Origin of the sequence: Niallia endozanthoxylica, assembly GCF_008710145.1 — a bacterium.
Lineage (GTDB): Bacteria > Bacillota > Bacilli > Bacillales > Cytobacillaceae > Bacillus_BD > Bacillus_BD endozanthoxylica.
In genome coordinates this window covers 124249-148074 of sequence record NZ_VYKL01000013.1, presented here as the reverse complement: position 1 = coordinate 148074, position 23826 = coordinate 124249, and the positions used below count along the sequence as shown (strand labels likewise).

Annotated in this window: 23 protein-coding genes and 1 pseudogene; 7 read left to right on the top strand and 17 right to left on the bottom strand. The window is 37.2% G+C overall.

Features of this window, described 5'->3' with window-relative positions; genetic code table 11:
- Positions 1-118 precede the first annotated feature (118 nt).
- On the top strand, positions 119-856 hold the full coding sequence (prpE, locus tag F4V44_RS06140; RefSeq protein WP_150439115.1) for a bis(5'-nucleosyl)-tetraphosphatase PrpE: 738 nt from the start codon (positions 119-121) through the stop codon (positions 854-856).
- Between the two features lie 71 nt (positions 857-927).
- On the opposite strand, the gene F4V44_RS06135 is transcribed toward prpE, so the two are convergent.
- From F4V44_RS06135 to F4V44_RS06120, 4 genes are read right to left on the bottom strand one after another with little or no spacing between them, the layout of a single operon-like run.
- Positions 928-1821, bottom strand: a complete 894-nt coding sequence (locus F4V44_RS06135; RefSeq protein WP_150439114.1) for an RluA family pseudouridine synthase — start codon at positions 1819-1821, stop codon at positions 928-930.
- A gap of 33 nt (positions 1822-1854) precedes the next feature.
- A complete protein-coding gene (locus F4V44_RS06130; RefSeq protein ID WP_150439113.1) occupies positions 1855-2652 on the bottom strand; it encodes an NAD kinase in 798 nt (265 codons plus the stop codon).
- A 48-nt stretch (positions 2653-2700) separates the two neighbouring features.
- Positions 2701-3321: a GTP pyrophosphokinase gene (locus tag F4V44_RS06125; protein ID WP_150439112.1), complete on the bottom strand. Its 621-nt coding sequence runs from the start codon at positions 3319-3321 to the stop codon at positions 2701-2703.
- A 12-nt stretch (positions 3322-3333) separates the two neighbouring features.
- On the bottom strand, positions 3334-3705 hold the full coding sequence (locus F4V44_RS06120; RefSeq protein WP_150439111.1) for a UPF0738 family protein: 372 nt from the start codon (positions 3703-3705) through the stop codon (positions 3334-3336).
- Positions 3706-4109: 404 nt separating this feature from the next.
- Here F4V44_RS06120 and F4V44_RS06115 point away from each other — a divergent pair, with 404 nt between their 5' ends.
- From F4V44_RS06115 to F4V44_RS06100, 4 genes are all read left to right on the top strand, one after another.
- Positions 4110-4694, top strand: coding sequence for a CYTH domain-containing protein (locus F4V44_RS06115; protein WP_150439110.1), 585 nt, complete (start codon positions 4110-4112; stop codon positions 4692-4694).
- 44 nt (positions 4695-4738) lie between these two features.
- A complete protein-coding gene (locus F4V44_RS06110; protein WP_150439109.1) occupies positions 4739-5341 on the top strand; it encodes a lytic transglycosylase domain-containing protein in 603 nt (200 codons plus the stop codon).
- Between the two features lie 271 nt (positions 5342-5612).
- The gene (locus tag F4V44_RS06105) at positions 5613-6020 is read left to right on the top strand and encodes a globin domain-containing protein (protein WP_150439108.1); all 408 of its coding nucleotides are present in this window, start codon (positions 5613-5615) and stop codon (positions 6018-6020) included.
- Complete coding sequence (locus tag F4V44_RS06100) at positions 6017-6901, top strand: ClpXP adapter SpxH family protein (protein WP_150439107.1); 885 nt, start codon at positions 6017-6019, stop codon at positions 6899-6901. The genes F4V44_RS06105 and F4V44_RS06100 overlap by 4 nt, the downstream gene beginning before the upstream one ends.
- Before the next feature lie 520 nt (positions 6902-7421).
- Here F4V44_RS06100 and pepF read toward each other — a convergent pair.
- The 6 genes and pseudogenes from pepF to F4V44_RS06070 form a co-directional block, all read right to left on the bottom strand.
- Positions 7422-9236, bottom strand: a complete 1815-nt coding sequence (gene pepF, locus F4V44_RS06095) for an oligoendopeptidase F (RefSeq protein WP_150439106.1) — start codon at positions 9234-9236, stop codon at positions 7422-7424.
- Positions 9237-9360: 124 nt separating this feature from the next.
- Entirely contained in the window at positions 9361-10551 is a 1191-nt protein-coding gene (locus F4V44_RS06090) for a competence protein CoiA (RefSeq protein ID WP_191090586.1), read from the bottom strand.
- 166 nt (positions 10552-10717) lie between these two features.
- A pseudogene (locus F4V44_RS06085) lies at positions 10718-11872 on the bottom strand (RNA-guided endonuclease InsQ/TnpB family protein).
- A 455-nt stretch (positions 11873-12327) separates the two neighbouring features.
- Positions 12328-13842: a cardiolipin synthase gene (gene cls / locus F4V44_RS06080; RefSeq protein WP_150439104.1), complete on the bottom strand. Its 1515-nt coding sequence runs from the start codon at positions 13840-13842 to the stop codon at positions 12328-12330.
- Positions 13843-13926: 84 nt separating this feature from the next.
- The gene (gene mecA, locus F4V44_RS06075; protein ID WP_150439103.1) at positions 13927-14592 is read right to left on the bottom strand and encodes an adaptor protein MecA; all 666 of its coding nucleotides are present in this window, start codon (positions 14590-14592) and stop codon (positions 13927-13929) included.
- A gap of 338 nt (positions 14593-14930) precedes the next feature.
- Positions 14931-15965, bottom strand: coding sequence for a ThiF family adenylyltransferase (locus F4V44_RS06070; RefSeq protein ID WP_396897478.1), 1035 nt, complete (start codon positions 15963-15965; stop codon positions 14931-14933).
- A gap of 169 nt (positions 15966-16134) precedes the next feature.
- Here F4V44_RS06070 and F4V44_RS06065 point away from each other — a divergent pair, with 169 nt between their 5' ends.
- Positions 16135-17958, top strand: a complete 1824-nt coding sequence (locus F4V44_RS06065) for an aldehyde ferredoxin oxidoreductase family protein (protein ID WP_150439102.1) — start codon at positions 16135-16137, stop codon at positions 17956-17958.
- A gap of 60 nt (positions 17959-18018) precedes the next feature.
- Here the strand turns inward: F4V44_RS06065 and F4V44_RS06060 are convergent, their stop codons facing one another.
- The 3 genes from F4V44_RS06060 to spxA form a co-directional block, all read right to left on the bottom strand.
- The gene (locus F4V44_RS06060) at positions 18019-18291 is read right to left on the bottom strand and encodes a hypothetical protein (protein WP_150439101.1); all 273 of its coding nucleotides are present in this window, start codon (positions 18289-18291) and stop codon (positions 18019-18021) included.
- A 1-nt stretch (position 18292) separates the two neighbouring features.
- Positions 18293-18565: a ubiquitin-like small modifier protein 1 gene (locus F4V44_RS06055; RefSeq protein ID WP_150439100.1), complete on the bottom strand. Its 273-nt coding sequence runs from the start codon at positions 18563-18565 to the stop codon at positions 18293-18295.
- A 110-nt stretch (positions 18566-18675) separates the two neighbouring features.
- Positions 18676-19071 carry a transcriptional regulator SpxA gene (gene spxA / locus F4V44_RS06050; RefSeq protein ID WP_150439099.1) on the bottom strand — a complete coding sequence of 132 codons (396 nt, stop codon included), beginning with the start codon at positions 19069-19071 and terminating at the stop codon, positions 18676-18678.
- 596 nt (positions 19072-19667) lie between these two features.
- On the opposite strand from spxA, the gene F4V44_RS06045 reads away from it, so the two are divergent.
- Positions 19668-19853 carry a hypothetical protein gene (locus F4V44_RS06045; RefSeq protein ID WP_150439098.1) on the top strand — a complete coding sequence of 62 codons (186 nt, stop codon included), beginning with the start codon at positions 19668-19670 and terminating at the stop codon, positions 19851-19853.
- Positions 19854-19884: 31 nt separating this feature from the next.
- Here the strand turns inward: F4V44_RS06045 and F4V44_RS06040 are convergent, their stop codons facing one another.
- Genes F4V44_RS06040 through F4V44_RS06025 form a run of 4 tightly spaced genes read right to left on the bottom strand, consistent with a single transcriptional unit; the run spans position 19885 to position 23746 of the window.
- Positions 19885-20817: an ABC transporter ATP-binding protein gene (locus tag F4V44_RS06040; RefSeq protein WP_150439097.1), complete on the bottom strand. Its 933-nt coding sequence runs from the start codon at positions 20815-20817 to the stop codon at positions 19885-19887.
- A 1-nt stretch (position 20818) separates the two neighbouring features.
- Positions 20819-21886 carry an ABC transporter ATP-binding protein gene (locus tag F4V44_RS06035; RefSeq protein WP_150439096.1) on the bottom strand — a complete coding sequence of 356 codons (1068 nt, stop codon included), beginning with the start codon at positions 21884-21886 and terminating at the stop codon, positions 20819-20821.
- Between the two features lie 10 nt (positions 21887-21896).
- Positions 21897-22808, bottom strand: coding sequence for an ABC transporter permease (locus tag F4V44_RS06030; RefSeq protein ID WP_150439095.1), 912 nt, complete (start codon positions 22806-22808; stop codon positions 21897-21899).
- 2 nt (positions 22809-22810) lie between these two features.
- The gene (locus F4V44_RS06025; RefSeq protein WP_150439094.1) at positions 22811-23746 is read right to left on the bottom strand and encodes an ABC transporter permease; all 936 of its coding nucleotides are present in this window, start codon (positions 23744-23746) and stop codon (positions 22811-22813) included.
- Positions 23747-23826: the final 80 nt, after the last annotated feature.

Sequence of the window (23826 nt, the reverse complement as noted above, 5' to 3'; positions counted from 1 at the left end):
ACTATTTAACAAATAATTGAACATATTAAGAAAGAAAAATAAAACTGTAAGGATAATATCATTATTCATTTGTTCTATCATTAGTATTTAATATTGAAACAAAAAGGAGGGGTTAAGTATGAAAGTCGACATTATTGGAGACATTCACGGCTGTTTTCAGGAACTCCATAATTTAACTGTAAGGCTTGGGTACGATTGGAATACTGGGATTCCAATTCATCCAGATAACCGAAAGCTTGCTTTTGTAGGCGATTTAACAGATCGTGGACCAGAATCTATCCGTGTCATTAACACTATTTTCTCTCTTATCCAAAAGGACTTGGCTTATTATGTACCAGGAAATCATTGTAACAAGCTTTATCGTTATTTTCTGGGCAATAAAGTGCAAGTTACACACGGATTAGAAACAACTGTAGCAGAGTACGAAGCCCTCGAAAGAAAAGAACAACAAAAAATTCGCCGTGCATTTATGCAATTATATGAAAATGCTCCCTTATATCGTATCCTTGATAACGGGAAACTTATTATCGCCCATGCAGGAATAAGCGAAGAATTAATTGGCAAGCAAAATTCAAGAGTGAAAACATTTGTCCTCTACGGTGATATAACTGGTGAAAAACATGCTGACGGTTCACCGGTTAGAAAGGACTGGGCGCTAGAATACAAGGGTCCGGCCTATATTGTGTATGGTCATACTCCCGTAAGTGAAGTTCGAAAAGTGGGCAATACATATAATATTGATACTGGTGCAGTCTTTGGCGGCAAACTCTCTTCATTAAGGTACCCAGAGTTTGAGATTTATTCGGTACCATCATCCATGCCTTTTGTTCCAGAAAAATTTCGCGAGTTAAAGTAATAAATATGTCAGGTGTATAGATCCCATTAACAGATAAAAGCCGGCACTGTGCCGGCTTTTATTCTATATATCTAGTCGATTTCCAACAGACTTTGCATATCTGAGGGCAATTCGGCAGTAAATTCAAACGGGCTCCCAAGGATGGGATGAGTAAACATGATTTTTTGGCAATGAAGGGCTTGTCGTTTAATCAAATCAATATGACCCCCATATAGAGTGTCCCCTGCTAATGGATGTCCGATATAAGAGAGATGGACCCGAATTTGATGTGTTCTTCCCGTTTCCAACTGCAGCTTGAGCCATGTAAATCGAGGGAATGGTTGAATAACCTGATAATGGGTCAATGCATACTGTCCATCCTCTCTAACTTCACGTTCAATGATACTGTCTTCTTTTCGGCCAATTGGTTCCTCAACTTTACCGAACTTCTCTTTAAATACTCCCTCTGCAAATGCCTCATATGTTCTTTGTATTCTGCCTGCTTTTTGCTCACGACTCAGTAAATGATGGATATGACGATGCTTGGCAATCAAGACTAGTCCGCTTGTATTTCGGTCTAGCCTTGTTACAATATGCGTCGTTGCTTGTAATCCAATCTTATTAAAATAGCCAATCAACGCATTTGCCAAACTTCCTGTTGGATGTTCTCGAGAAGGAATCGTATTCATTTCAGAAGGCTTGTTGACAATCAAAATATAATCATCCTCATACCGGATATCTAATGGGATATCTTCCCCTGCTAAACCTTCACTAGGCTCCTCCATTGGAAAATGAACTGTTAGCTGATCTGCATCTTTCAGGTAATAGCGGACATTGACATCCTGGCTATTAACAGCTATCCTGCCGCCTTTAAACTTAATATCCGTTAAGGCCGCTTTGGAAATGCTCTTTTCTTTCAAAAATTCTCTAATCATTTTTCCTGCATCCTGGGAGCGAATCTCCCATTGCAGTACAAAATGTGACATAAAAGTACCGCTCCTATTCCGATTTTACATCAGTTAGCTGTTGGAGATAAATGAATCATGCACTCTTTTCCAAAATGGAAATGGACGAAAACGTGCAAATCGAATCATATTGTCTGCTACCCTAAACTGAAGGGATTTCACATCCTTATGCAAGAGGGTGAGATGATCAATAGTAACATGGAAATCTGTTTGATTAACCGGTTTCAATGTACAGGTATGATGCCCTGGCAGAATCAGCGGAGAACCGACTGTACGAAACACACGATTGTTGATTGATGCAATTTCTGTTAACTGAATAGCAGGAATAGCCGGATGTATGATTGCCCCGCCTAACGCTTTATTATAAGCCGTACTTCCTGATGGTGTGGCTATACATAATCCATCACCTCTAAATCGCTCAAAATGCTGCCCTCGAATATCCACATCCATTACAAGCGTTCCTTCGACCGATTTAACAGTTGATTCATTCAGGGCTAAGTAACTTGATTCTCTTTCTCCATTTTGGTACCTGATAATGATTTCCAACAATGGGTATTCCACTACCTGAAACGGTGTCTTTGCTATCGCAATAACAAGCTTTTCAATTTCCTCCGGAACCCAGTCAGCATAAAAACCCAAATGTCCAGTATGAACTCCAACAAATGCCGTTTTGTCTAAGCGGCTGCAATAACGGTGAAAAGCATAGAGAAGTGTTCCATCTCCGCCAACGGATATGACAATATCCGGTTGATCCTCATCATACTGCAAATTAAAATCAAGCAAATACATTTTAATTTTATGCATAAGCGTATTGGAGTTTGAATCACCTTTTGAAGTAATTGCGAATTTCATCGGTTTAAGCTCCCTTTTCATCAACTTTTATTTGCTACCCCCTTCTTGCTAGGATTCCTTTTTACTGCTAAAAAATGCCTGTGCTTCTTGAATCTCACCTCTTATTAAGGACATTTCCTCATCCAATCGAAAAGCTGCTTCTGCAGCCCTCTGCAGTCTCATTTGAATATCCTTAGGAAATTGTCCTTTATACTTATAATTCAATGAATGTTCAATCGTTGCCCAAAAATTCATAGCTAATGTACGTATTTGAATTTCAACTAATATCTTCTTTTCTCCATTAATCGTTTGTACCGGATAACGGATAACCATATGATAGGAGCGATAACCGCTCTTCTTTTTATTTGAAATATAGTTTCTTTCCTCAACAATTTCAAAGTCATTCCGTTTACGAAGCAGCTCAACTACTCTACTAATATCATCAACAAACTGACACATCATTCTTAATCCGGCAATATCCTGCATTTCTAATTCAAGCTTATCGAGCGGAATTCCTTTGTTTTGAGCTTTATCTAAAATGCTGGCAATTGGTTTTACTCTGCCAGTTACAAATTCAATTGGCGAATGACTGGATTGCAGTTCAAACTGACCTCGCATTCCCTTTAACTTAACCTTTAGCTCCTCGACAGCTTGTTTATATGGGGATAAAAAACTTTGCCAATCTTCCAAAAAAACACCACCCTATCCAAAAACAGCCTCAACCTTGTTCATCATTTTTTCACCATAATTACTGTTTCCTTTAATATTATCTATCAAATATTCCAGCTCCTCTTGAAACTGAGGAAGCAGCAACCGCTCTCCTCCGTTTATAACGACGACTGCAAGAGAGTTAGAGATTACTTCCTTTAAACTGCTCCATACAGTGTCAGGCACTGAAATATATGTATAAGCCTCTTCATTTTCTAACAAATAAATAAATGACAAGCCTTCTGAATCAACAAGCATTTGCCCGCTTGGCTTCAAATCATTTAGACTATCCTGGCTGTCTAATTTAAACTGTACTTCTTTATCAGGAATGATTATTACATCTGTTACTGTTAGTCGTTTCGTCATGATAATATTTCCTTCCTATCCTATACTTATTTTATCATATGAACATCTATTATACCCTAAAAATTGCCTTCATTAATGGAAAGAGAGATAATAAGAAAAGCGTAAGCGTTTGAAAGCGGAACATCTACTAAAAACCGCCACGTCCTGTGGCGAACATAGACGTCAGCACTGCCTGCGCAAGTCCGGCTAGCATAAGACGATCCTGAATAGAAGGCGTTTTTTGCCTTCAATTCAGGAGTGGCTTATGACTCGAGGGGCTAGGCGCTGGAGCTAGGAAAAGCGTAAGCGCCTTGAAAGCGGAACATCTACTAAAAACCGCCACGTCCTGTGGCGAACATAGACGTCAGCACTGCCTGCATTAATTGTTATACAACATGAACAAAGATTGGAGAAGGAAGTAGAAAATGTCTCAAAATATAGAAATTGAATTTAAAAATATGTTAGAAAAAGAAGAATTTGAACGATTACTTACGGTATTTCAATTAACATCTTCAGACTTTTTCAGGCAAGAAAATCATTATTTCGATACAAAAGACTTTTCCTTAAAGCAAAAAAGATGCGCTCTCAGAATTAGAGAAAAACAAGGTCAATATGAAATGACATTGAAAGAACCACATCCTGACGGCCTGCTTGAAACAAATGAGATGCTTACCCCAGAACAGGCACAAATGTTGCTTAATGGCGGACAAATACATGCTGGAATCATTCATACACAGATGACTAAGTTAGGAATCGACATAGATAGCCTGCACTATTTTGGAACTCTGGTAACCGAAAGAGCAGAAACTGCCTATCAAGGAGGGCTGCTTGTGTTGGATTCTAGTTCCTATTTAAATGTAAAAGATTATGAGGTAGAATATGAAGTGAGTAATTGGGATACTGGAAGATCCACCTTTTTACAGTTATTAAGTGATAATCATATTCCTATTCGTCAAACAGAAAACAAGGTGAAGCGTTTTTACAAAGTATTAAAAGGGAACCGCCCATAGAAAAGATAGATAAATAGTTGTTTAGATTATGGGGTGATAAAACGATGAATGTTAATCAGATAAAAGTCATGCTCGAATTACAGGCCTTGCAAAATTTAAATTTCAAGAGCAAAGCTAATTCTGACCAAACTAGTTTATTTTATAATATATTAAATAGCCTTACACCAACAGAAGGAACCCTCACAACAGCAGAGACAGGTAATACTTCAGCAACCAGAGTAAATACTTTATCCATTCTTCCAAAACAGTTGACAAAGCTGTCAATCTCAAATGATAACTTTGAAAACATTATAAATGATGCTGCTGAAACTTACCAAATTCCAGCCAAACTAATTAAAGCGGTGATTCAACAAGAATCCAATTTCAACCCAAATGCCATCAGCTCTGCCGGGGCAGGCGGACTCATGCAATTAATGCCGAAAACAGCAAAATCGCTTGGAGTTGAAAATGTTTTTGACCCTTATCAAAATATAATGGGCGGCAGTAAATATTTAAGTCAAATGTTAAAAAAATATAATGGGAATACAGAGCTTGCACTCGCAGCCTATAATGCTGGTCCAGGTAATGTAGACAAATATCAAGGAATCCCTCCCTTTAAAGAAACGCAAAATTACGTTCAAAAAGTAAAAAGTCATTATTTAGCATAGCAGCCAACAAAACGAACCCGTTTAATAACGGGTTTTTTATTAAATAATAAATTGACAAATTCCGCCTAATTATCTGAATTTTAACTAAAATATGCGTTTTTTTTATTTTATTCCCATAAATCCCTATAATTTATCTACATTAAGGCTATTTAATTGAGATATAAAAGTCAGCTTGTTAAAATAGAAGTATATTTATTTATTGTTATATATCAGCCCAATATATCTTTTATTATCAAGGATGCTTAAACTACATGGCAAAGGGGATTTATATATGGTCGAAAACGCACCTACACCATTCGATATGATTGGGGAAGAAAATCTGTACCGGTTAATTGATGCTTTTTATCGTCGTGTTGCAAACCATCCTAATCTCGCACCCATTTTCCCAGACGATTTAACAGAGACTGTCCGAAAACAAAAGCAATTTATGACACAATTTTTGGGCGGACCGCCTTTATATACTTCGGAGCATGGACATCCAATGCTTCGAGCACGGCATATGCCATTTGAAATAACAGAGACAAGAGCCAAGGCTTGGCTTTCCTGTATGGATAAAGCAATGGATGAGGTTGAACTTACAGGTTCTTTTCGTGATTTCTTCTTTGCAAGGCTAGTCCAAACTGCTCAACATATGATAAACACTGATGAAAACCAAGACATGAAAGGTGAGAGAACGTGACAAACGAAGAAGCATTTGAATTTAACACTGCTTCCCATCCCTTTCACTGCAATGAGAAAAAGCCTATTGAAATCTATAGGTTCATCGATCCGATTTGCCCGGAATGCTGGGCTCTTGAACCAATCATGAAAAAACTGCAAATTGAATATGGACAATATTTTAAAATAAAACACGTTGTTAGTGGACGGTTGGCCATGCTTAATCTAGGCAGGAAACAAAAGTATGAAAATATTGCAGAACTATGGGATAAAACAGGAAGCAGATTTGGAATGTCCTGTGACGGAAGTCTATGGTTGGAGAACCCTATCTCAGCTCCATATCTTGCATCGATTGCTATCAAAGCCGCTGAACTTCAAGGCAGAAAAGCAGGAATTCGTTTTCTGAGAAAGCTTCAGGAAACTTTATTTCTTGAGAAGCAAAATATCTCCACGCTTGAAGTGTTACAATCTTGCGCAGAAAGTGCGGGGTTAGATGTACCAGAGTTTATTTCAGATATTCATTCGAATAGTGCCGCGAAAGCATTCCAATGTGATTTAAAAATTACGTCTGAAATGGATGTTTCAGAAATTCCAACGCTTGTATTTTTTAATGAAAATATTGAAGAAGAAGGAATTAAGATTACAGGAAATTATCCTTATGAGGTTTATGTGCAAATCATTGAGGAAATGTTACAGGAGCAGCCAGTAAAATCCAATCCACCGCCGTTAGAGGTATTTCTTAAGCATTTTCATTTAGTTGCTTCAAAGGAAATTTCAGTGGTTTATAATAAGACCGTACAGGAAGTCGAACGGGAACTTAAGAAACTGCAATTAAAACAGCTTGTTGAAAAGGTCCCTGCAAAATACGGAACATTTTGGAGATATCTGCCAGAATCACAATAAAATTTTATATGTTATAAAACGAAAAAGACCTTGCTCTCGCAAGGTCTTTTTCAATTAAATACGAACAAAGGGGATGGGAGAAATTTTTCACGGTCAAACAAAGGGGTATATGTTTGCTTGTGATCAACTTCACACCAATAATATATCATTTGCTAAAACCGGTGACAAGGAGTTTGTGTTAGGATTCACATAATTGTCAAAAAGCAAGCCTATTTTGGCATGTTCAGCATACATATTAATATAACTATGAGCTATGTTTCATTTATTTATATTCTTATTTAGGAGGATAAAGCTTTGAAGAAAATTTATTTCATCTTCCTTATCTTGTTTATTATCTTTTCCTTCTTCTTACAGGTCCTAGGATTAATGGAACTACTGCCTATTTATTTTACTTCACCACTATTGTTTCTTTCTCTTTTTTTATTACTGCACTACATTAATAACAGAAAAAGATTTAAAGGTTTTTAAAATGGAATTTGATTGCTAAAAGAGCTGGCCTCTAGAGGCCAACTCTTTTTCATTAAAGTAGCTGCTCCAACTCTGACAGTTTTTCATCAAAGACTTTACATGCATCTTCAACTGGTTGTTTACTTGTCATATCCACACCTGCTTTTTTCAACACTTCGATAGGATAATCAGAACTTCCGGCTTTTAAGAAATCAATATAACGTTTTACAGCTGGTTCCCCTTCTGTAAGAATTCCTTTACTCAAAGCAGTTGCTGCACTAAAACCGGTTGAATATTGATAGACATAATAATTATAGTAGAAGTGTGGAATCCGGGACCATTCTAATCCAATTTCTTCATCGATGACCATTCCCTCAACACCATAATACTTTTTATTTAATTCATAGTAATCCTTCGTTAAGCTTTCTGCTGTTAATGCTTCATTGTTTTGTGCTTTCTGATGAATTAAATGCTCAAACTCGGCAAACATCGTTTGTCTGAATACAGTTCCCCTAAAGCCCTCTAAATAATGATTTAATAAATAGATTCGTTTTTGTTCATCATCTATCGTTTTTAATAGATAATCATTTAACAATGCTTCATTACAGGTTGAAGCAACTTCTGCAACGAAGATTGAATAATTGCCATAAGGATAGGCCTGAGTTTTTCTCGTATAATAGCTGTGTACCGAGTGACCAAATTCATGTGCAAGAGTAAAAAGGTTATTAACATTATTCTGCCAGTTCATTAATATATATGGATTTGTACCATAAGCCCCTGAAGAATAGGCGCCGCTTCGTTTTCCTTTATTCTCATGAACATCTACCCAGCGGTTTTCAAAGCCTTCCTTTAAGACCCCAATATACTCTTCGCCAAGTGGCGCTAATCCCTTCAAAATAAGGTCTTTTGCTTCCTCATAACTAATCTCCATTTTTACATCCTTCACAAGCGGAGTATATAAATCATACATATGTAACTCATTAAGGCCCAACACTTTCTTACGAAGCTTGACATAGCGATGTAATAAAGGCAGGTTTTCATTAATCGTACTAACTAGATTATCATATACGCTTTCAGGAATATTATTTTCCGAAAGGGCGGCATGACGTGCGGATGAATAATTACGCACTCTGGCATAGAAATTATCCTTTTTTACATTCCCGCTTAATGTGCTCGCAAATGTATTGCGGAATTTTCCATACGTATCATATACCGCCTTAAAGGCATCATGTCGTACTCTTTGATCTGCACTCTCTAAAAAGCGGCTGAATCTGCCGTGTGTTACTTCGATTTCCTCTCCTTTTTCATCCTTAATACACGGAAACTCAAGATCTGCATTATTTAATGTACTAAATGTATTTCCTGAAGCACCCAGCACTTCAGAGGCTTCCGCAAGTAAGGCCTCCTGCTCAGCTGTCAGCACATGCGGTCTCTGCCTGTTGATTTCCTCTAGTGAGTGTTCATAAAGCTTCAATTCTTCTTTTTCAGCTAAAAAGCCGTTCAGCCTGTCTTCCTCTATTGATAGTAACTCAGGAACAATAAACGCAAGACTGCTGGCAGCCTGTGCATACAGATTTTTCATCCGATCATCGAGACCTTGATAAAAGGAGTTTGTCGTATCCTGATCAAATCGCATATGAGAATAAGTGTAAAGCTTGCCAAGACGCTCTAACAATTGATCCTGATATTGTAAGGCGCGGTAAAGTGTATCTGCACTTTCGCCAAGTTTACCTTGAAATTCTTTCGCACCAGGAATAAGTGACTTTACTTCTTGAAATTCCTGTTCCCATACTTCATCACTTTCAAAAATATCTTCTAGTCTCCACGTATCTTCAACTGCAATTCCACTTCTTGAAGGAAGTTTATTTACTGCTGCTTCATTCGCCATCGTACTCCTCCATTCACTTGTTATTTAAAGACATACTGGCAAAACTTTATAAAAAAGATTACTACTAACTTCTATTAGTTTACCGCAATTTCCTCCCAATTAAAAAAGTTTCCCCCTATATGTTCTATTTAAAAAGTTCATGTTCAAACTGATGATAAAAGTCATCCTCTTGCTCCTGCTGCTTTATATAATGTTCAGGAATTTGCACTTCTTTTCTAATTTTAAATGTATTAAAATTCACTCCTTCTAACACTTTCAGTCTAACTAATAAGTGAAGATATTCTGATAATGGTCTCGCAGGAGTACACTCAGGAACTAAAGGGAGTGAACGTAATTTGATTTGCCCTTTATTGATACGTTGCACAAAACTGCGGTATACTTCTCCCAATGTTATGATTCCCTCTTTTTTCTTATATATATGATCCATAAACAAATATGCCTGCCAAATCAGCGGCGGCGTTTCAATGAAAGGAGCATTTGGTACAGGTAAGCCGATTATGGAAGGCAGAAGAGAAATATTCATCCCTCGAAGGTACAGCTCTTTTATAAAATGACTAGAATAGTACCCTTGCACAAGCAAGTTTGACTTTTGCGCTCCTATTTCATGCCTCCAAGCACTGCTGTTATATGTGATATTTCTTTTGACAGGTGCAATCAGATGTTGAAACAGAAAACATTGATGTGAAAAAATGGATAGATCGCATAGAGCATTTTTGGTCGTAACAGGTGAAATATTGGATAAGAGGATAAAGAAATTTGATGAAGGACAGTATGCAGGAAGATACCATAGTCCTGAGGAACTTTTTGTGAGGAATAAATAATCAAAACTCGAAAGAGAAACCTTGCCTTTTCCTTTTCGTTTAATATTTTTACCTCCTAATATCCAAATGGGGACAATTTCTTTGGACCGATACTGATTTGTTCTTTTCCCCATAAGCTCTGAAGGAATTACTGCGCACTGGAATTCAATAGCGAAATTCTTGTCAAAACAAGAAACTCCAATATCAGGTCTTTGCCGGATGGATGAATAATAAGGTTCCAATTGTGGAGCAAATTGCTGCTTTTCGAGCCATTGATATAATTGAAGTTTTCCATTTATATGATAATCTGTCTCTCTTTCATAGCTTTCAGCACAAACTGAACCTTTTTCATGAGCGAAATGTTCCATTTTTTTCGTTCCAATTTTCATGATTACCTTTTCTTTACATTCTGGACAAAAAAATTCCCCCTTTCCTTTCTCTCTTTTCAGCAGTTCTTTTGGACGCCTTGGAAGCAAATGAACAAGTGTCCCGTCTTTACGGATGGCAGTTAACAAAACCATCTCCTGCTACTAAAAACATAGACAAATGTACTCATCTATCTACGCTAGACTATTTCCTGCTTCTACGTGTTCCGCCTTGCCAAAACTCGCTACTACGGTTGGTATAACACTCCACAGGCGTTCATTCGGATGTAGCCCACCCTACATATATACAGATTATTTAGGTTAATACTGTATATTCTGTTGCATATTTCAGATTTAAATAGGCATTAAAATCTCGATCTAATTCCGTATCACAAGCATCACATATAAACTTTCGTTCAGATAAACTTAACTTCACTTTCTTCTGCCCACAACAAGAACAAAGCTTAGAAGATGGATAGAATCGGTCGACTTGTCTAAGCTCAATTCCGTACTGCTTACATTTAGAAGTGAGCCATTCTTTAAAATAGTAGAAGCGCTGCCCGGCGACTGCTTTGGATACATGTCGATTTTTCATCATGCCTTTCACATTTAAATCTTCGATGGTGATATAAGCCGGCTTGGTTTTCACCAGCTGATTGACCACCAATCGAACATATTCTTTTCGAATATTGGCTAGTCTAGCATGCAGTTTTTGAACTTTTATCAGTTGCTTCTGCCTGTTTTTAGCGCAGAATTCACCTCGCTCTCGGTTTTTATTTTGTTCGTAACTTCTACTCAGTTTTCGTTGTTGACGTGTAAGACTCTTTTCCAGTTTCTTGACCTTCTGTGTTTGATTGATATTTTTAAAGGTTTCATGATGACTGCAGGTAGCAAAATCTGTCACCCCTAAATCAACCCCTATTCCGTCATGAACAGGGAGCTGAACCTCTTGTTTTTGTTCCACCTCGCACAAAACAGATATATAGTACCGATTGGCTTTTTGCGACACCGTACAACTGGAAACCTTTGCGTTAGATGGAATGTAGCCGTATTCCTTTAGCTGAACCCATCCAAGTGTAGGAATCTTAATTCGGTGACGCTCCACTAACAAATCGGTCGGATTATTCTTGGGAAAATAGGCTTTCACCTCTTGATGTTTCTTTTTCTTAAACTTCGGAAACTGAGCGATTCCTTTGAAAAAGTTTTTAAAGGCTTGATCTCCATTCATAATGGACTTCTTCACCGCTTTACTGGATACGTCTTTAATTCAAAAATCCGTTTGTTTCGTATGAACACGATTCAACCACTTGGAAAAATCATAGCCTGATAAGTGCTTGCCTGTGTCTTTATAGTGTGTTTGCGCAGTAGTAAGATAGAGATTGTAAACATAACGACAAACACCGATGGTTTGATGGACTTTTTGTTGCTGTTTTTCATTTAATAGAATTTCTGTCCTATAGGCTTTTTTCATGACCATCCCCCCTTTATGTTTACCTATTTTACAGTTCCATTTTACTATAAAATACAAGGGAGAAGATGGAATAGTTATCAGAAAATGACCTATATAGAAAGGTTAGATGGATGGATGCCTAAACGATAAAACGGGATTATAAATGGAAGAAGGAATCAAACCCATTATGTTAAGTATATTTGCTCACTTTTGTATCTATTTATATACATTTTTAACTACTGTTTCACAACTCCTTTCCTTCTGGAAAAGATTTCGCTAAAGCTAAGCATATTCCTTCTTTTTAGAAAGGCTTTGTTAAATAATATTGCTGATTTTTACTCATTTAAGCTATGCTGAAAGGCGTGTGAAATGAACCTTTCACACGGATGAATCAAAAATCTGGTTATCAACATGATACTTTAACAAAGCCTTTAGAAAAGAAAAATCCATCCTAATTAGAATGGATTTTTGAGCCGCTATAATAGCGGTGATAATAATCGAGATGTAGACTCAAGCAAGCGATAACCAAGATGTCTTTTTCTAAACGTCCCAGCATGAATTTCCCTAGCGTTCTTAAGATCATTCATATATTCCCTAACCAGCTTTTCCGTACTCTTTGTTCGATATAAAAAGGCATTCACTTCAAAATTCAAATGAAAGCTTCTCATATCCATATTTGATGTCCCTATGGAAGCAAGTTCGTGATCAACAATGAGAAACTTACTATGCATAAAGCCTTTCTCGTATTCATATATTTTCACACCTGCATCGAGCAAATCAGGAAAATAAGATCGTGAGGCATGAAAAACAATCCTTTTATCCGGTTTATTCGGTACTAAAATCCGAACATCAATCCCGCTTAACGCAGCAATTTTAATGGCAGAAAAAATATCCTCATCAGGAATAAAGTAGGGCGACGCTATCCAAACGGATTCCTTAGCTGATGTAATCATGGAAAAAAAGATATTCTTTATGGCACTCCATTCATTATCTGGTCCTCCGGCAATCAATTGAACCCCGCCGTGTTTATTTTCTTCAAGAATAGGTGATAAATATTCTGAGGTTAAAAAACTTCTGTTTGTCATATAATACCAATCTTGGAGAAAGATTAGCTGAAGAGATCTTACTCCCTCTCCTTTTAACATTAGATGGGTATCACGCCAGAAACCAAAATGTTCATTCCGGCCCAAATATTCATCTCCGATATTCAAACCCCCGACAAAACCAATGCTGCCATCAATGACGATGATCTTTCTATGATTGCGGAAATTGAATTTACTATTTAAAAACGGCAGCTTGACTGGACCAAATGGAATCATTTCAACCCCTTCACTTATTAAATTTTGAATATATCTTTTAGAAAGCTTCCATGACCCTACCGCATCATACAAAAAGCGTACCTTAACCCCTTCACGGGCTTTTTGAATCAAAATAGATTTAATCTTTTCCCCTATTTCATCATCTCTGACAATATAGTATTCCAAATGAATATGGTGTACAGCTTTTGAGAGCTCTTCTACTATCTGGCTGAAGGTCTCATCACCATTTGTTAATACCTTCGTATCAGTTCCAAATGAGATAGGACTGTTTCCCAATCTTTGCGCCAAATAAAAAAGCTTCTTTTGGTGCGCCCCGGCTTGTTTTATTTTTCCTTCACTGACTGGATCCTGCCCCTCATGCTGTAAAAATGCCTGTCGATCAAGAAAATATTTCTCTCGAAACATTTTTTCCTTACGATAGTTGCGGCCAAAAAATAAATAAAAAATAAATCCAAGAAGTGGAAAGCCTCCTAGAACAACGAGCCAAGTTAACGTTTGTGCCGGATGGCGATTTTCAAGAAAAATAACAAAACCAATGACTGTACCCAATATCGTTATCAGAATACTTACATAACCAAATAAGCCGCTTATAATATCTACGTATGTATTTAGAAAATAGAGTACAACAGCTATTATAATGAAAAAAAGAAGAATTTTTACCGTATTTTTCATTCCAACCTCCGCCGAAAAACAACCTAAGTTGAAAAATTTTTCTCTTACTAAAAAAAAACCGATTCCGTAAAGGAAATCGGTATATCACACAAAATACTTTCTGATTTGAAAAAATACATTGGATTCCATGATAACTTTTCCGTATTCTTCAATCCGATGAATCGTCAAACCGGATTCAAGCCCATACTCCAGAAGAATACTTAATATATCATCAATTTGGTCCTCTTCAAATTGATCCTCTTGGAATTCAGTATATAGATAATAACTTCCTTCATAGAAGAAAAGTGTTGTTGTTAATTCGTCTAAATCAGTTCGTTTAGAAAGGGCAATGAGGTCTTCAAAGTCCTGAAACCTAATAAGAAAATCCATACGGTCATCAAACTCACTCTGACTTTCATCATGAACAGGATTAAAGTGATTATCAAGCAAATCTTCAATTCTTGCATCGATTGGTAAATCCTTGAACTTTTCATCAGATATTGGGAGTTCAAATTTATTACCATCTTTAGAAATCTGAGCTTTTGTCACTAAAATTTCTAACCCCTTATCAAGCGCTTGAACCTGAATCCAAAGTGGCCCTTCAACCACAAATTCTTCTTCATGGTGGACTTCATCCATCATTTCCCAGAAAAGTTCTTCACTTCGATCTCGATTATACCAGATTTCTTCTCGATCGAACCCTCTTTCCTCAATGTCAATATAAGAGATGTAGAACTTCACGGTGTGATCATTAATACGCTCAATGTCCATATAGCAACTCTCCCTTCCTGCATTGGTTGAAGGGACAAAATACCCCCATACAGATAGAAAAACAATCATTCCCTTTATCAAATTCGCCCATTGAATTTGCGTCCGGATTGTTTATCGAGCTGGCTCAATAAACTCCCCTAAAAAAATACGAATAACTTCATAATGAAGGTTATTCTATACCTTGTACTTATATTTTATGATAAAAAATCAATAAAGGGAATTAAAATGCAACAAGTTTTATAAAACCAATATGTGCCTACATATCTTACCCATCATTGTATCAAATTTAACAGGTTTTGAAAAGCGTTATCACCTCTAACAACACCATCCCCTTGTATTTATGAACCTATATACTTTGCATAATAAGACTTAGCTTTCACAATATCATCTGTTCCGTGCACCAAGACTCTTCCATCTTTAAAAACTATCAGCGTTATTTCGTTATCAGGTGAAAATCGAATCAAATAAGGATTTCCATTCACTTTACCGCTTTTCTTTAATCGTTCAGCCTGCTCCTTCATATTTATTTCCTGTCTATTTTTCGGATTGATATGAACTGTATCTCGGCCGCATAATGTCGTATAGCCAATCTGCTGATTAGAAGAGCGGTCCAAGAAATCATACTGACCATTACCGCACGTTGGACATTCAGGACTTCTTCCTTTTGTTAAATCCATCTGAAGACTTGAATTATACCAAATATCTATTTGTTCTAAATTGGAGGTAGGATTACTGCCCACTAACAGCTTGATAGCCTCCATCGCTTGAAATGAACCAATTATATCAGTTAATGGTGATAGAACCCCAACCGTATCGCAAGTTTCACCTAAACCTGTCGGTATAGTTGGAAATAGACAGCGGTAGCATGGTGTCTTCCTAGGAATAATGACAGAAAACATCCCTCTTGAACTAACTGCAGCACCGTGAACCCATGGAATATTATGCTTAACCGCTACATCATTTATTAAATATCGAGTTTGAAAATTATCGGTCCCATCGAGAATAATATCAAAGCCTGTTAATAAATCTTCAGCATTATCCAGATTGACATCAGATATTATTGCTTCAACCGCAACAGAGAAGTTAATCTTATTCAGTTTTCTTTTAGCTGCAACCACTTTAGGTAGACTATTTGCTGCATCCTCTTCATCATAAAGAGTCTGTCGTTGTAAATTCGATAATTCTACAAGGTCACGGTCAATAATTCTTACACACCCAACACCTGAACGAACCAGATGACTGGCTATCACCGTACCTAATGCACCCATCCCCACTATCACAGCTTTACTATTTGATAATTTTTTTTGTCCTTCTAATCCAATTGGCTGGAAAAGAATTTGCCGAGAATAACGCTGCCAATTATCACCCATCATAATCCCTTCTTTCTTTAATATATTTTAGCTTATATCATTAAAGTTATAGATAAAAATTTCAGCAAAAAATTAAAAACAGTAGTCGAGTTATAATAATTTTTATATAATAATAGATAAATTAACAAGTAATTTATTAATTTTAAACAATAATAGGAGAGGTGAACGAACAATGAATCTTGGCGGTTTTACAAATAAAGAAGTTTTAGTAGATTTATCAGCAGGTTCAGTGGAGTATAGACCTATCAATGAAGTGGATGCTAAAAAATACATCGGTGGACGAGGCCTTGGTGTAAAATATGTACTTGATAATGGCCCGCAAGTTGAACCATTATCTGAAGATAATATTTTATGTATTATGACAGGTCCTGTAACCGGTTCACGCTCATCGATGAGTGGACGCCTTTGCGTTGTGACTAAATCACCTTTAACTGGAACTGTAACAGATTCACATATGGGCGGCTGGACTGCAGCGCGTCTGAAATGGGCTGGCGTAGATAATATTATTTTCAAAGGCAAAAGCGACCATCCTGTTTATCTTTATATTGAAAATGGTGAAGCCCAGCTTCGTGACGCTTCCGATGTTTGGGGTTTAAGTACAAGAGCAACTATTAGTGCAATGAAAGAAAAGTATGGAGAAAAAGACTTATCTGTTATGACAATCGGTCAGGCGGGAGAAAATCTTGTACGCTATGCCGGATTTATGAATGAACACGACCGCTCTGCGGGACGAGGCGGTACAGGAGCTGTTGCCGGATACAAGAACTTAAAGGCAATTGTCATTAAAGCAGAACAAAAAGGAAATATGCCTCAGCCTAAAAATGCTGATGAATATAAAAACGCAAATAAAAAAGCAGTTAAAGCGATCCTTGATGGTGGTTTAACAGCTCCCAATAAGGGCGGTTTATCTGTTTACGGAACAAACGTATTAATGAACCTAATTAATGAAGTAGGTGCCCTTCCTACCAAAAACTCTCAAATTACACAATGGGAACACGCTGAAAAGATTAGTGGAGAGTATGTAAATGAGCATCTTCTTGTAGCGAACAATGCCTGTCACGCCTGCCCAGTTGCCTGTAAAATTGAAGTAGAAGTGAAAGAGGGACCATACAAAACAAGAGTGGAAAGCGTTGAATTTGAATCTGCGTTTGCCCTTGGTTCAAACTGTTTAGTAAGCGATGCGAAAGCTATTTCCTATATGATTGATTTATGTAATGAATATGGTTTAGATACGATTGAACTCGGACATGCCTTTTCTGTTACTATGGAGGCTTCTGAAAAAGAGCTTATTAACGAGAAGCTTGAGTGGGGAGATGCGGACGGTATGATTCGTCTAACAAATGATATTGTCTTCCGCAAAGGAATTGGAGATGTTCTTGCAGAAGGACCTGCACGTGCAGCTGCCCAGTGGAACGCTCCTGAAATTTCAATGTCCGTTAAAGGGCAATCTATTCCTGCTTATGACCCGCGTGGTATTCAAGGTATTGGTCTTGGTTATGCAACAAGCAACCGTGGTGCATGCCACTTACGGGGTTACACCATTGCCAGTGAAATTGCCGGTATTCCAGAACCTACAGACCGTCTAATACCAGAAGGAAAAGGTGAATTATTAAAAGCATTCCAAGATTTACATGCTTTTGGTGACTCAATGGATATTTGTAAATTCTCTTCTTTCTCTGAAAATGCTGAGCATTACGCTGAACAATACAGTGGTATGACGGGCATCCCAATGACTGCGGATGATGTCATGAAGGCAGGAGAACGCATTTACAATTTAGAGCGCTATTATAATAACCTAGCCGGCTTTGACAAACCTGAGGATGATTTCCTTCCTAAGCGTTTTACCGAAGAACCTGCAACGGGTAACAGTCACGGACTTGTCAGCCGTATGGATATCATGCTAAAAGAATACTATGAAGTACGCGGCTGGAAAGACGGTGTCGTAACAGAGGAAAAACTGCGTGAATTAGGGATTGAACCCATTCAATCGGTATAATAGAAAAGGCTTCTGCTGATCAGCAGAAGCCTTTTTCTTCTTTATTTGACACTATAATTCCTAACCGCCAGCTCTAAATGTCTTTTTTCGAAATTTAATAATTAGCTCCTCGAGAATTTCATTATTCTCGGCTTGAAAACGGATATGCACTGCATTTACCTTAAATACAGCTGTAAAGGCAATTTCTTCTTCACTTAATATTTCAGCCTTCCAATTTCCTCCGTTATAGCAAACAGGAAAAGAATGATTGCTCTTTTCCCCGCCTAATTCTTCTAAATACATACCAAGATGGCGTAAGGAAATCCCGCGAAATTCCAGCTCTTTTATATGCATCTTACCCACCTGCCACCGGTGGAAAAAGTGCAAACTGATCAGTCTCGGTTACTTTCGTTTGTAAGTCATCCTCATGAATAATATTTCTGCCATTTATATATACATGTACAAATGGTTTTAATTTTCTCTCTTCTGTAAAAATCTCTTCTTCTAATGGAGGAAACATTAAAATCATTTTCTCTAATACATCAATTACTCTGTCACCATCAGGATGCACTTCTACTGTTACACCACCGCATATCTGACGAAGATTTGCAAACACTTTAACCTGCACGTTGATTCGACTCCTTTTCATTATACTCTGTATTCTAGAGTATAATATTGATGACTAAATTACATCTAGAGATTAAAAAAACTGGCTCACTAAATGAGAGCCAGCTTTCTTTAGTTAACTAGTCGTTGCGCTTCAAGGAGCTGGAAAGTACGGACTTTACGCGGTAGAAATCTTCTAATTTCATCTTCATTATATCCAACCTGCAACCTTTTTTCATCAATAATAATTGGTCTTCTTAGTAAACCAGGATTATCTTTTATCAATTGAAATAAATCATGCAGCGGCATTGTTTCAAGATTCACATCTAACTTTTGAAATGACTTCGAACGAGTTGAAATAATTTCATCAGTCCCATCTTCCGTCATTCGAAGAATTTCTTTAATCTCATTGATAGTTAGTGGCTCTGAAAAAATATTTCTTTCTTTATAAGGAATTTCGTGTTCTTCTAACCATGCTTTGGCTTTCCTGCATGAAGTACAACTTGGTGAAGTATATAACGTAACCATTTTCAATCCACTCCCTTATCATTAGACATACTCTATATATCGTATAAATATTTTGTCGTTATTTTTAAATTCTTAAATTCTTAAATTAAAATTAGTTTAAATAAGTAATTTATATCATTTATTATACACTATTACAGAGTGTTTTGGTATCCTTTTTTTGAAAAAAGAATTTAAATTAATTGAATTATTCAACATTTCATTTCACTGCCACGAGTCTACTATATTTAACGTTTTAGAAAGGAAAAAGTTTCATTTTTTTTCAAAAAGTTTTTGTTTATTTTAGCTGAAATCAACTTAAATAACTTACTATCCATTATTCATACAGCACTTTTCATTCCACTAAAAAATAGTAGTTATTTTCTCAATTATAGTCTTAATACTGAAAACATGCTGATATTCATTTGAAAATAAACAGATAAATATTATAATAATATAATTTTATAAAAAGATAATTCTTCACATAAAACTTTTTAACTTTATTTTTTAACTATTTAAAAGATTTCAATTCAAAAACATAAGATTTTATAATACAATATTAGAAAGGACAATCCCTAAATATTTTTTATATTTCAAAACCCATTCATTGGAGGTTTATTATGATTGCATATTTTGTAGATTTTCTATTAATTGCATTATTAGTTATTGGAATAACTGCTATTAACGGAATTATCACAGATGGTATTGGAAATAAACTTTTTGGCAGAAATAAAAAATCTCAATTCGTTAATCAATCGGCCCGCATTCAAACAGGATGGAAAAATGTTGGAGGAAGTAATAAATAAGAAAAACGATCTCGCTATGAGATCGTTTTTCTTATTTATACTCTTTTTTCCATTCATCATATTCTTTCTCTGAACAATAGACATAATGCTTCGGTCCAACTTCTCGCATTTCTAGTTTCTCATTTGCTGGATACTGATGAACCGCCGGATCATATGCTATCCGCTTACGCGTTCTTTCCGTATCTGGATCCGGTATAGGAATAGCTGACAATAATGATTTTGTATATGGATGCATTGGGTTCCTATATAAATCCTCTGCGCTTGCAAGCTCAACTAGCTTACCAAAATACATTACACCAATACGGTCACTAATATATTTTACCATTGATAAATCATGAGCGATGAAAAGATACGTTAATCCATTTTCGCGCTGCAGCTTCTTCAATAAGTTTACAACCTGAGCCTGAATGGATACATCCAACGCTGAAATAGGCTCATCAGCAATAATAAAATCCGGCTTTACCGCAAGAGCCCTGGCGATACCAATCCGTTGTCTTTGTCCGCCGGAGAATTCATGTGGATAACGGCTTGCATGCTCTTTGTTAAGACCGACTGTTTCAAGCAGCTCATATACTCGTTCCATCCGTTCCTGTTTGTTATTTGCCAAACCATGAATATCAATACCCTCTGCAATAATATCAGCTACCGTCATACGCGGATTTAAGGATGCGTAAGGGTCTTGGAAAATCATTTGCATTTTACGATTAAATTTTTTCAATTCTGCTTTTGATTTTTCCCCATGAACATTTTCTCCATTAAATAATACCTGCCCACCCGTTGCATCATATAAACGAATAATCGAACGGCCTGTTGTTGATTTACCGCAGCCTGATTCCCCCACGAGCCCCAGTGTTTCCCCTTTATAGATATCAAAGGTAACATCATCAACCGCTTTAACCATATTGGGTCTTCCAACATTAAAATATTGTTTCAAGTGCTTTATTTCCAGTAATTTCTCTGCCACCTTATTTCCCCCCCTCAACTAAAATTGGTTGTTCAAATGTGGAGGATAATTTTCGAATGCGCCGTTTTACTGAGGCCGGCGGATCTACCTTTGGCGCCTCTGGATGAAGAAGCCAGGATTTTACAAAATGTGTATTAGATACCTGATATAAAGGCGGTTCTTCTTCGAAATCAATCGCAAGAGCATATTGGTTTCTAGCAGCAAACGCATCTCCCTTTGGAGGATTAGTTAAATCAGGAGGAGTTCCTGGGATTGCTGTAAGTTCTTCCTCCTCATCATTTTCAAGACTTGGCATCGAAGCTAATAATCCCCAGGTATAGGGATGTCTTGGATCATAAAAAATCTCATCAACTGTTCCAGATTCAATAATTTGACCAGCGTACATAACAGCGACGCGATCAGCAACATTTGCCACTACCCCTAAGTCATGAGTGATAAAAATAATGGATGTATTCATTTTATCCTGCAGATCCTTCATCAGCTCTAGAATTTGCGCTTGAATGGTAACATCCAGAGCTGTTGTAGGTTCATCTGCAATTAGTAGCTTCGGATTTGCTGCCAGAGCAATGGCAATCATCGCTCTTTGTCTCATCCCTCCAGAAAATTCATGCGGGTATTGATTCACACGTTTTTCCGGCATCGGAATGCCAACCAGCTTTAAAAGTTCAATGGCTCTAGCCTTGGAGGAATTTTTATCCATATTTTGATGCTTGATTAACACTTCCATGATTTGCTTCCCAATTTTCATCGTTGGGTTTAACGAAGTCATTGGATCCTGGAAAATCATGCTGATTTCTTTCCCACGAATACTTTCCATTTCTTTCTCTGATTTCGATACTATGTCCTGGCCTTCTAACAAGATTTGTCCACCCGTAATTTTCCCTGGCGGCTTTGGAATTAATTGCATTAAAGTTTGTGCTGTTACGCTTTTTCCCGAACCAGATTCACCTACAATGGCTAATGTTTCCCCTTTATACAAATCAAAGGTAACACCGCGAACAGCCTTTACATCTCCCCCATAGGTTTGGAATGAGACGTTTAAATTTTTTACTTCTAATAACTTTTCCATATTCTCACTCCTATTTACGAAGTCGTGGGTCTAGTGCATCTCGTAAACCATCGCCAATGACATTAAACGCAAAAATTGTTAAGCAGATAAACGTTGCTGGGAAGAACAAGCGCCATGGGTAATACCTTAAAGCAGGCAAACCATCAGATGCCATCGTTCCCCAGCTCGCTAAAGGCGGTGTTAACCCTAACCCTAGAAAACTTAAAAAAGCTTCTGTAAATATAGCTGACGGAATGGTAAGCGTCATCGTTACAAGAATGGGTCCCATTGCATTTGGAATGAGATGCTTAGCCATAATTCTTGAAGTTCCTGCCCCAAGTGTACGTGCAGCTAGCACATATTCCTGACCTTTTAACGAAAGGACCTGTCCCCGAACAATCCTTGACATATTTACCCAGCCGGTAATAGACATGGCTAGTATCATTGTACCTACGCTAGATCCTAATACAACCATTAATAAAATAACTAGTAATAGATAGGGAATCCCATATAATACATCAGCAGTACGCATCATAAGTTCGTCCACACGTCCACCTTTAAATCCTGCAATCCCACCCCAGAATACACCGATTGTCAGGTCAATCAACGCTGCCGCAAGACCGATAAAAATAGAAATACGGGCACCTTCCCAAGTACGAGTAAACACATCACGACCTAAATCATCGGTACCAAACCAATGTTCAGAGGAAGGAGACTGATTTTTATTGGATAAATTATTTGTTGCATAGTCATAGCCGGAAATCATTGGACCAAAAATCGCCATAATGATTAATAGAATAAGGATAACCACACCAACCATAGCAAGTTTGTTTTTTCTAAATCGATAAAAAACATCTTTCCAAAAGGAAAGGCTTGGTTTTGATATTTTTTCAGCATCTTCAGATTGCGTTCCAACTACTTTAAAAAGATCTTTCGTCTCCATTTTTATTCTCCCTTCTTCCCGCCAGCTAATTTAATGCGAGGATCAATAAGTCCGTACGCAATATCGACAAGGAGAATACAGACCAGCAGAAGGATACTATAAAAAGCGGTAATTCCCATGATAACGGTATAATCACGATTGGTAATACTCGTTACGAAGTGAGAGCCTAAACCTGGAATTCCAAAAATCTGCTCGATAACAAAGCTTCCTGTAATAATTCCTGCCGAAAGAGGCCCCATATAGGAAATGACAGGCAGCATAGCGTTTCGTATGGCATGTTTTACAGTGATGACTCCCTTACTTAACCCTTTTGATTTTGCAGTTTTAATATAATCATTAGCTAAAACCTCAAGCATGGAAGAACGTGTAAGCCGAGCTATATAGGCCATCGGAGAGGCTGCAAGCGCCAATGCCGGCAAGACGGTGTGCATAGGAGATTCCCATAAAGCAACTGGAAAAATTCCCATTTTTATCGCAAGGACATATTGTAATAGAGTAGCGAGGATAAAGGATGGCATAGAAATACCGAAAACTGCTACAACCATTGCACCATAATCGGCCCACTTATTATGATTTAGTGCAGCAATCACACCTAATAGAACACCAATAGCAACCGCAATAAGAATCGCTTCCATTCCTAATGCAAGTGATACTGGAAACCCATCACTAATTAAATCGTTGACTGTTTGACTTTTATATTTAAAGGAAGGACCGAAATCCCATTTTGCCAACCTTACTACATAATCCCAATATTGAGCATACCATGGTTGATCTAGTCCATAGAAAGCGTTCAAGTTTGCTTCAATTTCAGGAGGCAGCTTTTTCTCTGAAGTAAATGGGTTCCCCGGTGCTAACCGCATTAAGAAGAATGTTGCTGTGATAATTGCCCATAATGAAAGAAGCATATACAGCAATCTTTTCCCAATATATTTAACCAACGTCAAACACCTCCATTATAATTTCTAAAAAGTTAAACTTTTATATCCAATCAGCAACGAAGGTATATGGGGCATAAGCC